This is a genomic window from Spirosoma arboris, from assembly GCF_009754945.1.
GTDB classification, from domain to species: Bacteria; Bacteroidota; Bacteroidia; order Cytophagales; family Spirosomataceae; genus Spirosoma; species Spirosoma arboris.
The window spans coordinates 976278-989401 of record NZ_WPIN01000001.1; the positions used below are offsets into that span (position 1 = coordinate 976278).

The 13124-nt window shown below is 48.6% G+C and carries 8 protein-coding genes; 7 read left to right on the plus strand and 1 reads right to left on the minus strand.

Annotation, left to right across the window (positions count from 1 at the left end; genetic code table 11):
- Positions 1 to 132 precede the first annotated feature (132 nt).
- The gene (locus GO755_RS03930; RefSeq protein WP_157583241.1) at positions 133 to 306 is read right to left on the minus strand and encodes a hypothetical protein; all 174 of its coding nucleotides are present in this window, start codon (positions 304 to 306) and stop codon (positions 133 to 135) included.
- Between the two features lie 124 nt (positions 307 to 430).
- Between GO755_RS03930 and GO755_RS03935 the strand changes: the two genes are divergently transcribed.
- The 7 genes from GO755_RS03935 (at position 431) to GO755_RS03965 (ending at position 13115) form a co-directional block, all read left to right on the plus strand.
- The gene (locus GO755_RS03935; protein ID WP_157583242.1) at positions 431 to 1762 is read left to right on the plus strand and encodes an FG-GAP repeat domain-containing protein; all 1332 of its coding nucleotides are present in this window, start codon (positions 431 to 433) and stop codon (positions 1760 to 1762) included.
- 147 nt (positions 1763 to 1909) lie between these two features.
- The gene (locus GO755_RS03940) at positions 1910 to 3022 is read left to right on the plus strand and encodes a FecR family protein (RefSeq protein WP_157583243.1); all 1113 of its coding nucleotides are present in this window, start codon (positions 1910 to 1912) and stop codon (positions 3020 to 3022) included.
- A 204-nt stretch (positions 3023 to 3226) separates the two neighbouring features.
- A complete protein-coding gene (locus GO755_RS03945; RefSeq protein WP_157583244.1) occupies positions 3227 to 6787 on the plus strand; it encodes a SusC/RagA family TonB-linked outer membrane protein in 3561 nt (1186 codons plus the stop codon).
- Positions 6788 to 6807: 20 nt separating this feature from the next.
- Positions 6808 to 8490, plus strand: a complete 1683-nt coding sequence (locus tag GO755_RS03950) for a RagB/SusD family nutrient uptake outer membrane protein (RefSeq protein ID WP_157583245.1) — start codon at positions 6808 to 6810, stop codon at positions 8488 to 8490.
- Between the two features lie 76 nt (positions 8491 to 8566).
- A complete protein-coding gene (locus GO755_RS03955) occupies positions 8567 to 10873 on the plus strand; it encodes an outer membrane protein assembly factor BamB family protein (protein ID WP_157583246.1) in 2307 nt (768 codons plus the stop codon).
- A 32-nt stretch (positions 10874 to 10905) separates the two neighbouring features.
- Positions 10906 to 12207, plus strand: a complete 1302-nt coding sequence (locus tag GO755_RS03960; RefSeq protein ID WP_157583247.1) for a 3-keto-disaccharide hydrolase — start codon at positions 10906 to 10908, stop codon at positions 12205 to 12207.
- Complete coding sequence (locus GO755_RS03965) at positions 12207 to 13115, plus strand: DUF6807 family protein (protein ID WP_157583248.1); 909 nt, start codon at positions 12207 to 12209, stop codon at positions 13113 to 13115. Before GO755_RS03960 ends, GO755_RS03965 begins: the two co-directional genes overlap by 1 nt.
- The last annotated feature ends 9 nt before the right edge of the window (positions 13116 to 13124 follow it).

Genomic DNA, 13124 nt, shown 5'->3' on the forward strand with positions numbered 1-13124 from the left:
GAAAAGGATTTTGTTTTTTAGGCAGGTGTATGTCGACTTCTAAAGGCTCTTCTCCTCAATTATTCTTCCCACGACAATGGGGCATTTTTATAAAAAATCGTCCCATTGTCCTACAACTACTTATCAAACCCGTCAACTACTCATTGCCACTTTACGAATCCGGCCACGTCGGATAGATTTGACCACCCAGTCAATAAGTGGGCATTTGGGGGAATTACTGTTAAGGATAACGTGGTAAGTCAGGTCGGACAGCTTGGCAGACGCAACCAATTCCGGGCGAATTAGACAGCGGAGGGCAATTGGCATTACAACAGTCGGTTTAGCTTCCAGGAAGAGTGCTCCGTTTCTTCCTGGAAGATTACCAAACCTGCAAAATGTTGCTTGAGGACACCTGGGTTAAAGAAGTTTACCTTTAATCACATTGATCATTATGAAGCGTAATTCAACATTGTCTGCCTATTGGGCAAGAGTACTTCAGACATTCACATTTTCTGTTATTGTCATCGTAGTGACAGGAAAGGCCGTGAATGCACAACATCCGTTTTATGCCTTTGTTTATGGGGATGCTACCCCAACCTACGCGGACGCTACCTCTTCGCATGTGCCGCAGGACCCTGATCTACACGCTTTAGATGCCACATTCGTAGACGTCGATAAAGACGGTGATCTGGACGTAGTTATTGCCGTTGAAATGGGGGCAAACAGGCTTTATCTGAATGATGGAAAAGGAAAACTCACCTGGAAAAAAGCAGCCTTCGGTACCGTTCGTCATGACAGTGAACATGTATTGAGTGCTGATTTTAATAAGGATGGCTATGCCGATGTAGTTTTTGTGGCCGAGGATGATCATGCGCATCAACTATTTTATGGTGGTCCTGGCGGTACATTTACCGAGGTGACCGATAGACTTCCCGCTAAAAGTGAGGGCAATGCCCTGGCGGTTGCTGATGTCAATAACGATGGCCTGCCGGATATTCTCGTCGGTAATTCGGGGGAAGAACGGCCGGGTAAAAAAGAACGGGCTTCGGGCCAGGATTTTCTTTGGCTCAATGATGCAAAACGCCCAGGTTACTTTATCGACGCGACAACCACACACATGCCCAAAGACAATGACGACACGCAAGATATTAAACTAGCTGATCTGGATGGGGATGGTGATCTAGATATGATTATCGCGAACGAAACGCCCCCCAGCCGATTACTGCTCAATGATGGCCAGGGTCATTTCTCCGATGCCTCTGATCGGCTGGAGTTGCTCGTACCGATGGAAACGCGAATGGTACAGATTGTTGATGTGAACGGCGATAAGAAACCTGATCTATTATTTTTTAACCTGACCAGCAACAATCACGGATGGGATAAAGACCCGCAGGTTCGGTTGCTCATCAACGACGGCAACGGTCGATTTAACGATCAGACAAAATCTCATTTACCTGAAAATCGATTTTCCAGTTGGGGAGGTACTATCGTCGACTTTAATCGGGATGGTCGGCCAGATATTCTCGTTGGGGCCATTCAGGTTCCGGGTTTTGTTCCGTTGCAGGTTCGGGCCTGGCAAAATGAGGGTAATGGCCAATTCAAGGATGTGACAACCGAAGTTGTGCCCAGCTTAACCGTTGGCCGTCACTGGGGAATGGCGTTGGGAGACTTAAATGGTGATGGTATCGACGATGTGTTTATCGGTGCCTGGGGTACGCAGGCTCGTCTGTTGCTGAGCCGAGTAAAGACCACTCCTGATTCAACGAAAGCTAAAGGTGAATAATTAAGTTTATTGTATTGATTATCAATGAGATATATTGAAATGATAGAATTTTATAAAAAAATATTGATTTTGGGAGGGGACACTTTTCGATTTTTCCCCACTACTATATAAAAGCAATATTATTTACTTTTTTCCCAGTAAAGTCCAGTGACTGCCTATCTACACTATACACCGGAAGATTTCATCCAGGACGATCATTTTCGCCGTTGGGTCCTCTCCCCCGATGACGAAATGGGGCAGTTCTGGACTAATTTCCTCACGATTTACCCCGATAAAAAAACGGATGTAACTAGGGCCCGAGCGTTACTGTTGGCGATGGAATCGTTAGGTGAAAGTCCCAGTTTTGAGCAGGGGCAGCGGATGAAGGCCACAATTTTTGATCAGATCGAACAGACTGAGCTTGCTAGTCCATCGGTATTTAAAACCGTTTACCGGAACGTATCAACCCACTGGCTATCGATCGCTGCAACCATAGCCCTGGTCGGAATGGTTTGGTGGTATATGGCGAGTCGTGGATCGAATAATTTACCGCCCACCTACGAAAAGCAGGTCGCTCAGGTAAGCGTTCCCCTCGTGGAGAAAGCTAATCCAACCAGAACTCCGCAACGTGTTCAGTTACCAGATGGGAGCAGCGTCCTGTTAAGTCCGAATTCGAAACTGAGTTATGAAAAGGACTTTACCGGCCAGCAGCGGAAAGTTTACCTATCGGGACAGGGTTATTTTGAGGTTGTGAAAAACGATTCGAAACCCTTTCTGGTCTTTGCCAACAACGTAGTGACGCAGGTTGTTGGTACGCGCTTTACGGTCAACAGCGCCCAGAGCGCCATTGGGATTAGCGTTATTGTCAAATCGGGAAAAGTAAAAGTATTTACCCTTGAACAGTACCAAAAACCAGAAACGCAAAAAGCAGCGGAAACAATCGTGCTCACCGCCAATCAGCAGGCAACCTATGATCCAGCACAGGAACAGCTGACCAAGAGCATTGTTGCTAAGCCGGACATTCTGCATAAACCCGAGAAGTTCCCCGGTTTCAATTTCCACAGTGCCGCTATCAACGATGTATTTTCCACCTTGGAGCAATCGTATGGGGTCACGATTGTCTATAACAAACAGACCGTTGAAAACTGTAATCTGACGGCTCAACTAGGCGATGAGCCCTTATTTAAAAAATTAGATATTATCTGCCGGACAATCGATGCGACCTATGAAGTGTGGGGGACAAAAATTGTTGTGACCGGAAAAGGCTGTTCACCCGAATAATTCCTACTAACCTTTTAACCCTAACCAACTCCTCGCTGCCTATGGGTAATTCGTAACCAGCTCCCCTAAAAATAAAAATACCGGTAATGTGTCCGCATTACCGGCAATTCCCCCTAGTGTTATCCGCTAACAAACCTGTTTCCAGCAGGTCGGGGATTGTTTTGCCCAGTAATTCCAATACATGAACCAAAACGGAGTAAATCTATGCAATTATTTTATAATTCCTTACCCTTATTGACCAAAGTTATGAAGGTCACAGGCACCCATGTCTTGCTGATTTTGATCTTTACCAACTTCAGCGTCGCTCGCCCCAGCTTTGCCCAGGAATTGTTGAACCGCCCGGTGTCAATGAACATCAAAAACAAGGAGTTAGGGCTGGTGCTGGATCAGATCTCGAAAGAGGCCAAGATCCGGTTTACCTATGTTCCCAAACTCATCGCCATGGATCAACGGGTCTCCCTGGTGGCCAACAAGGAAAAGCTGTCGACTGTTTTAGATCGGATTCTTAAACCGCTCAATATCAATTATGAGATCGATGGCGAGTTTATTGTTCTCAAACGAGAACCAGGACACAGCAATCGAACCATCGACAATGATGCGGCACGTTTATCGAAAGCAACCGCCCTTGCCGATGTGGCGTTAACCGGTACCGTTGCCGATGAAAAAGGTGAGCTTTTGCCTGGCGTTAGTGTGGTGCTTAAAGGTACGCAGCGTGGAACAACTACTAATGCTGATGGAGCGTTTTCATTCAACGTGCCTGATAATAAGGGTGTTCTGGTGTTCAGTTTTGTGGGCTATATAGCGCAGGAAGTCGAAATTGGGAATAAAACGTCCTTCGCTGTCCGCCTGGTTGCCGAAAGTAAATCATTGAGCGAAGTCGTCGTTGTCGGCTACGGTGTGCAGAAAAAGGAGACGCTCACGGGCGCTGTTTCTGCGGTTAGTGAAAAAGAGCTTCGCGCCGTACCGACTGGCGATGCCGCAGCCCGGCTTCAGGGACGCGTGGCGGGGGTCACGGTGGTTACCAACAGTGAACCAGGGGGGAATTCCACCGTTCGGGTACGGGGTATTGGTTCCATTAATAACAATGACCCTTTATATATTGTCGATGGGGTGCCAACCAACACCGGGCTGATGGGTATCAATCCCAACGATGTGGAGTCGATGACCGTACTTAAAGATGCATCAGCGGCTGCGATTTACGGATCACGAGGGGCCAATGGGGTTATTGTGGTAACGACTAAACGAGGCAAAAAGGGAACCTTAAAGCTAAGTTTCGACGCTCGCTACGGTGTGCAACAGGCAGCCAATCATCTCGACATGATGAATTCTCAGGAATTAGGTGAGCTTCTCTGGCAGCGCAAACGAAACAACGGATTAACCGTGGGTGGGCCCGGTTGGGCCGATGCTCAATTTGGCAATGGCCCAACACCGGTTATTCCCGATTACATTATCCCGGCAGGGGCAATGGCCAGTCAGGTGGATGAAAGCACCTATTCGTACCCAACCCCATACAATGGGATTACCAAAGCAAATAAAGAAGGCACCAACTGGTTCAAGGAATCGACCTCCGTTGCCCCCATTCAGGAATATAATTTATCCGTTTCGGGTGGAGGGGAAAAAAGCAATTTTGCCGTTTCTGCAGGTTATTTGAACCAAAAAGGGATTATCAATTATACTGGTTTCAATCGATACTCGCTTCGGGCAAATTCAGATTTCACCGTCACCAAGTGGCTTAAAATTGGCCAAACGATTGGAGCCACCTTATCCGATCGACTAGGCTACATTAATACGGGCACGAGTAATGCTGGTTCTGCGGTGGCTTATGCCATTCGCCAGAATCCCTTGATACCCGTTTATGATATTCGGGGCAACTTCGCGGGCACCAAAGCCGCCGGAACGGGAAATGGCGTAAATCCGGTAGCGCTGCTGTATCGGGCCAAAGACAATATTAATCGGCAAATGCGGCTTATGGGAAGTGTATACGCCCAGATTGATTTTACGCCCAATTTGTATGTAAAGAGCTTAATCGGTATCGATTACAATACCACCAGAGCTAAAATCCGAACGCTGGCTGATCCCGAATGGACCCAGACCACCAACAACAACGTACTCACCGAATCACAGCAGGATATCTTCCAATACAACTGGACCAATACCCTGAATTTTAACAAAACGTTTCGGAACGTTCATACGGTTAACGTGTTAGCAGGCGTCGAGGCTATTCGAAATAATAACCAGATTTTCACCGCCACCCGGTCGACCTTCCCCTTTACCGATCTGGATTATATGGTGCTCGACGCTGGTCAAAAGGACGTCTCCAATACGGGTACGTTTGATGAGTGGGCGCTCTTTTCCTACTTCGCCCGGGTTAACTACGACTATAAGGGTAAATACCTGTTTGAAGCGACTGCTCGGCGGGATGCCTCCTCCCGGTTTGCAGCGGCCAATCGGTGGGGAACCTTCCCGGCTTTTTCAGCGGGTTGGCGCATTGTCGAAGAACCCTTTTTAAAGAATGTAAGCTGGCTGAGTGATCTGAAAATCCGGGCGGGCTGGGGCCAGAATGGCAATGATAACGTAGGGAACTACAATTCGTATACGACCTACAGGGCGGCCGGTGCTGAATCCTACTACAACATTTCAGGAACCAGCAGTACCAAGTCGGATGCGGGCCTGCACCTCTATTCAATCGGAAATCCAGCGGGCCAATGGGAGTCGTCTACAACCACGAACCTTGGGCTGGACGTGGTGCTCTTGAACAACAAGTTTGAAGCGAACATCGACATTTACAATCGCCGGACGACGAACATGCTCTATCCTGACTCCCGGCCCGATACCTGGGGAGCTGTGGTATTACCGTCCATCAATGTCGGTGAAATGCGCAACAACGGGATCGATGTGATTTTAAGCTATCGAAACAAGATCGGAAAAGACCTCAATTTTAACATCGGGGCCAACCTGTCGCACTATAAAAACACGGTCGTTCGCTTGAATGGAAATCCCAACGAAATTCGGTACGGCAACACCTTACAGAACGACGTATATACCGCTACGACAGCAGGACAACCCATCTCTTCTTTTTATGGCTATATCGTAGACGGCATCTTCAATACCCAGGAAGAAGTGAGTGCGGCACCCAAGTATAATCCAGATATCAATGGTCGGGATACCTACAGCCGACCCGGTGTACTCAAGTTCCGGGATATCAACGGCGATGGAAAAATCACCACCGCTGACCGCACCTTTATCGGCTCGCCCCACCCGACGCTCACCTACGGTCTGAACCTGGCACTCAATTACAAGAACTTCGACATGACGATGTTTTTTCAGGGAGTTACCGGCAATAAGATTATTAACTACTTCAATCGGGAACTGCTCTTTACCCGAAACGAAGGCAACTACCTGAAGCGTCGGTTGTATGAGTCCTGGACGCCGGAACGCTACGCCAATGGGAATAAAATTACGCTGCCGATGACGCTGACCGATGATGCAAACATGCAAAAGCCGTCGACGTTCTTCGTGGAAAGTGGTGCCTATTTGCGCATGAAGGATTTTCAGATTGGCTACACACTACCCGCCGAACTGACTAAAAAACTGAAAGTGGATCGCCTGCGAGCCTACTTCCAATCGACCAATTTGTTTACGATCACAAAGTATTCAGGTTTAAATCCCGAGATCACCGAGCCAAACGACGGCAACAAGGGCGTCGATACCACGGTATATCCAACCCCTCAGATCTTTATGTTGGGCCTGAACCTGAATTTCTAATTCCTAAAACCGAACTAGCCATGAAAAATAAGTTATTTATAATCCTGACGGTGCTGCTTGGTGCCTGCACGGGGGATTTTTTAGAGATTAAACCCAAAGGCCAGACGTTTTATGAATCGCTGACCAACAAACAGGGCGTCAATCTGTTGCTAACGGGTGCGTATGCCGATATCGATGGGGTCAACGGGACTGTCGGCGATGGCTGGGCGAGCGCCGTAACCAACTGGGTATTTGGGGGTGTTTCTTCTGACGATGCCTACAAAGGCTCGAACTCAGGTGATCAAAACGCGATCAATGCCGTCGAAGGTTTTTTCTCCGACGCCCAGAATCTGTACGTGTCCCAGCACTGGACTCCCCTTTATGATGGCGTGGTGCGCTGTAATGACGTATTGAAGGCACTAAAGTCGGCCACCGACATGACCGATGCTGAAAAAAAACTGGTTGAGGGACAGGCGCGATTCCTGCGGGCTCATTACTATTTCGAGCTGACCAAAGTGCACGGAAAAGTCCCGTATATCGATGAAAACACCACGAATCCAACGGTTGTACCAAACGACCATGTGCTGTGGCCGGAGATGGAAGCCGACTTTAAGATGGCGGCCAATGCCTTACCGTCCCGTTGGTCCGATAAAGGGAGGGCCACTCAATGGGCGGCTAAAACCTATCTGGCCCGGATCTATATGTTTCAGAAGAAATTCCAGTTAGCCAAAGACCTGCTTCAGGACGTATACAGCAATGGCGGCTTCAGTTTAATGCCGAGCTATGAACAGAATTATATGATCAAAACCATCAATAACGCGGAGTCTATTTTTGAAATTCAATACGCGGTCAATGATGGTTTTCCCAACTCGCCAAACGCTGGTCTTGGCGAGTCGATCTGTGGCCCAAGTTTTATTGGATCAAGTGGCTTTTATTTACCAACTCACAGCTTAGTTAGTGCCTATCGGGTTAGTGCAGATGGTCTTCCCTTACTGGATGATACCTATTCGGCGGATGATATTCTACCGTTTGCCACCAATGGATCATCCGTATTGTACAAAGGTCCAGTTGATCCACGCCTGGATCATACCGTAGGCAGACCTGGCGTACCCTTTCTGGATTGGGGGATTCATCAGGGACTCTCCTGGGTTCGGGACCCCAGTAATGCTGGTCCTTATAACAACAAGAAGAACATGTTCCTCAAATCGGAACAGGGCGCCTTATCCAATACGACTGGTGTTCGGGTATTTCCCAATGCTAATAACTACCGATTATTTAAGCTCAGTAACGTGATCGTTTGGCTCGCCGAATGTGAAGCGGAGGTCGGCTCGTTGCAAAACGCTACAACCCTAATCAATGTGATCCGAAATCGGGCTAAAAACTCGAATGTAGTTCGGTTTGCGGATGGAACCCCAGCGGCTAATTATAAAGTCGAGCCTTATCCCACAACGTTTCCGACCAAAGACTACGCGCTCAATGCGATTCGGTATGAAAGTCGGCTTGAATTTGCGATGGAAGGCATTCGCTTTTTTGAACTCGTTCGTTGGGGCATCGTCGGCCCAGTGATGAACAATTACCTCGCGGTAGAAGGGACGATTTTACCTTATAACAAGGGGAAAGTCTTTAATGTAGGCCAGCATGAGATTTGGCCAATTCCTCAGCGTCAAATCGACATTTCTGTTAAAGATGGCAAGTCGGTACTGACCCAAAATCCAGGCTATTAATTCAGCACACATACACGTTTCCAGGGCTACTTAAAAAAGTAGCCCCGGCTTTTCTCATGTCAAAAAATAATCAACCATGAAAAAAATGCAACTAGGTAGACGCCGAAATAAGCTTTTTGGGATAGCTTCCCTGTCCATAGCCACGAGTCTTCTGGTCGGGTCAGCGGCCTTCCGGGATAATCGAACTGTAGATAAACCGTATTCGGACTGGACGGTTTACGGGGGAGGAAGTGAGAATATCAAATACTCGTCGTTGGATCAGATTAATACCAGCAACGTAAAAAATCTGCAGGTAGCCTGGGAGTATGCGTCGGGTGAAGCTTCCCCAACCAATACGACCGATATGAAAACCAATCCCATTATTGTCAATGGGATCATGTATGGCCTGAACCCGCAGTTGAAGCTGTTTGCCTTGGATGCCGCAACGGGAAAAGTAAAATGGGTATATGATCCGGGCAGTATTCCCGAAAAAGGAAAGAATGCAGGTCGTGGCCCTTTTGGCCCTTCCACGAAAATTTGCCGGGGTGTAACCTATTACAACGGTGGGAAGGATGACCAGCGGATTCTCTATACGCCAGGAGGGGGACATATGCTGTATTGCATCAATGCGCTGACGGGCAAAGTGATCCCAACCTTTGGTACGAATGGGCATATTGACTTGCACGACGATCTGGACATGGAAAATGCACACGATCTACATATTTCAAATACCAGTCCCGGCATTATTTACAAGAACCTGATCATCATGGGGTCGCGGCTGGCCGAAGCCGCCGAAGCGGCACCGGGTCATATTCGGGCGTTTGATGTGCATACGGGTAAGCGGAAGTGGATTTTTCATACGATCCCGCATCCGGGTGAGCCAGGCTATGAAACGTGGCAGAGTCCAGGTGCCTACAAATACGTGGGTGGGGCCAATGCCTGGGGTGGTTTTAGTCTGGACGAAAAACGAGGGCTGGTTTTTGCCGGTACCGGTTCTGCAACTCCTGATTTTTACGGCGGTAATCGCAAAGGAGACAACCTATACGCTAATTCGGTTTTGGCGCTGGATGCGGCTACGGGTAAACTGAAATGGCATTTCCAGACCGTTCACCATGATCTGTGGGACTGGGATCATGCCGCGCACCCCATTCTGGTGACGGTGAAAAAGGATGGTAAACCCGTGGATGCCGTTGTTCAGATTACCAAGCAGGGATTCATCTTTATGTTCAACCGGGAAACGGGCGAACCCATCCACCCGATCAACGAGATTCCGGTTCCTAAATCGGAACTGGCCGGTGAATGGACCTCGCCAACGCAACCCATACCCTCTTTTTTCAAACCTTTTGTTCGGCAGCAACTTACCGAAGCCGATCTGTTGAAAGAAGGTATTCCCGATTCATCCTATCAGGATATTCTGAAAAAATTCCGGTCGTATAAGACGGATAACATGTGGAATCCACCGTCGCTACAAGGCACGATTGAAAGTCCGGGCTGGAACGGCGGAGCGGAGTGGGGCGGGCCAACCTTTGACCCAACGTCGGGCATCATGTACATCAACGCCAATGAATCGCCCTGGGTGATGAAAATGCAGGAGGTCAAAAAAGGCGAAACTATTGCCAAACAAACCAACTTCGAGGCTGGCCAGATGCTGTATCAACAGAATTGCAGCGGTTGCCACGGGAAAGATAGACGGGCAGGCGAAACGAACAAGGCGTTAACGGCTAATCCATCGCTGGTAGGCATTGCCGAAAACAGCAATTTGAGACCCGGACAGAAATATGATGAGGCATCTTTTAAAAGCCTGATTACGTCGGGACGGAACAATATGCCGCCATTTAGCCACCTGAGTGCCGAGCAGAAAACCGCGCTGGCTTCCTTCATTTTGAATCTGGACAAAATTAAAGATCAGCCCTTCAAAGATCTGAATACGAAGGAAGAGCCAGAGCATTTCAGAACGCCTTACAGCTTTGCCGGGGGACCGTATGGCATTGGAAAATTCCTGACCAAAGAAGGTTTTCCCGCCGTGAAGACCCCCTGGGGTCATTTGTCCGCTGTCGATCTGAATACAGGCAAAGAACTCTGGAAACAGCCTCTCGGTGATTATCCTGAAATGAAAGCCAAAGGCATCCACTCAGGTAGTGAAAACTTCGGAGGATCGGTCGTGACAGCGGGGGGATTGGTCTTCATTGCCGCTACACGCGACGAAATGTTTCGGGCATTCGATAAGAAGACGGGCGAATTGCTTTGGGAAGTAAAGATTCCCGCAGCCGGCATTGCAACACCCGCAGTCTACCAGGTGAATGGTAAACAGTTTGTGGTCATTGCCTGCGGAGGTGGGGGTAAACAGCGCACGAAGTCGGGTGATAAGTACGTAGCGTTCGCTTTACCAACAGCCAAGAAATAATGTTGGGACAATCCTAAGAGCATCATCTGATTATGAAAAAAATACGAAATCAACTACTCATGCTGCTTGGCCTGACTATGCTGGGGTTGTCTGCAACCGCCCAGAAGTCAGAAGGAGATTGGCAGATACTTTTCAACGGCAACGATTTTAAGGGCTGGAAACATCTGAACGGCAACCACAAAGTGGAAGTGCAAGATGGCATGATTGTCGGGACGGTGGTTCCTGGTGAGCCGAACGGATTTCTCTGTACGGAACAGGAGTTCGGTGATTTTATTCTGGAATTAGACGTGTCGATCGATACGACGATGAATAATTCTGGTATTCAGTTTCGGAGTTTGAGTAACCTTGATTACCTGAATTATCGGTTACACGGGTACCAGATGGAGGTCGACCCCAAGCCACAGCGGTGGAGTGGAAGCATTTACGACGAAGCCCGTCGTGGCTGGTTGTATACGACTGAGTTGAACCTGCCGTCGAAAACGGCCTTTAAAAACAACGCCTGGAACCACTACCGCATTGAATGCTTTGGCACCAGTAACCGTACGTGGGTGAACGGGGTGCCGGTTTCGCATTTGATTGATGATGAAACACTTAAGGGGATGATTGGTTTACAGCTGCACAGCAATAACCCCAACGATCCGATTCCTCCGGGGAATCACCAGATTCGATTTAAAAACATCAAAATCAAAACGAGCAACATCAAGCCCTCCCCACCCGACGATATCTTCATCGTGAACCTGATCCCGAATGATTTATCAGCAGCGGAAAAACGGGCGGGATACAGTGCGCTGTTTGATGGGAAAACGGCGCAGGGGCTAACGGGAGCGGCAAATTCAACCTTTCCCGAATCAGATTGGGTGATTGAGCAGGGTACGTTGACGATTAAGGAGTCGAAACGGAAAGACAAGAAAAGCGTATTCTTGAAAAATCCGTATGCGGCTTTTGAATTGAAATTTGAATTCAGACTGGCGGAAGGAGCCGATAGTGGCGTAAAATACGGGTTGGCCAACCCGGAGGAAAAGACCGAGGGTCTCGAATTTCAAATCCAGGACGATATGCTGCCCGGCAATGTGCCGAGGGGGACGGATCTTACCGCACTGGGTTCGGTGAAGGGACTAGCGGAATCGAAGCAAACGCTTTTCTCGAAACGGCGGATTGGGCAGTGGAGCACAGCGATGATCCGCGTGTATCCCGACAACCGGGTCGAGCACTGGATCAATGGATTCAAAATGGCGGAATACAAAGGCAAGCCGCATGAAAAGGGCTTTATCATGCTGGAGAACAATGGACAATCTGTTTCATATCGAAGTATTAAAATCAAAGAATTACGCTGATGCAACTAGGTAGAGCGCTCGCCATTTTTGTGCTGTTTCTGTACAGTATCGGTTCCGTTTTTGGGCAAAAATTGACCGGCAACAGCCTTGAAATCGTCACCGAATCAGATACGTCGTTTTCCATTTACAAAGGCAAAGCCAGACAACTGGTACTGACGCAGGTAGCCAAAGCGGGCGAGCGGCCCTACATTCACCCCATTATGGCACCTGACGGAGAGGGACCAGTAACTGAGTTTCGCCCGAACCATCACCTTCATCAGACAGGCTTATTCTGGGGGTTGAAGCGGGTAAATGGCCGCGACTATTTCATGAAATGGAAGGCTGATTACTGGAAGCGGGTTTCGGCTAAAATTGTCACGGCGAAAGGGAAGCAAGTTGCCTGGCAAACGGTCTATTCTCTACTGGATTCAACCGGCCATGTGGTGTTAGTGGAAACGCAAAACTGGACCCTTCAGGAAGTGGATGGGAACTATCTGCTGGACTTTGACTGGAAAGGGAAGGCTCAGACGGACGTTACGATGGGCAAGTTTTACGTGGGCGGTTTATTTGTCCGGATGCCCTGGAACAAGGAGTTAGCTGGTGAAGTCATCAATGCTTCTGGGCAGATCAACAAGCAGGCTGAAGCCCAAAAGAGCGAATGGCTGGATGTCGGTATTCAACGAAAAGGCCGGTCGGACTGGGCGCATTTCACCCTGTTTGACAACCCGAAAAATAAAGCGTTCCCAACGCCCTGGCGGGTTGACGGCGAATTCGGGGTAGGGCCATCTCGCCAGATTCTGGAAGATTGGCGTATACCCAACGGAGAAACCGAAACCATCCGGTACCGACTTCTAATTTATACGGGCCCGATCAATCAACCGCAAATCCATGAAATAGCAAAAGCCTATCAACAGCAGTACGCACATTAATTTATTCAG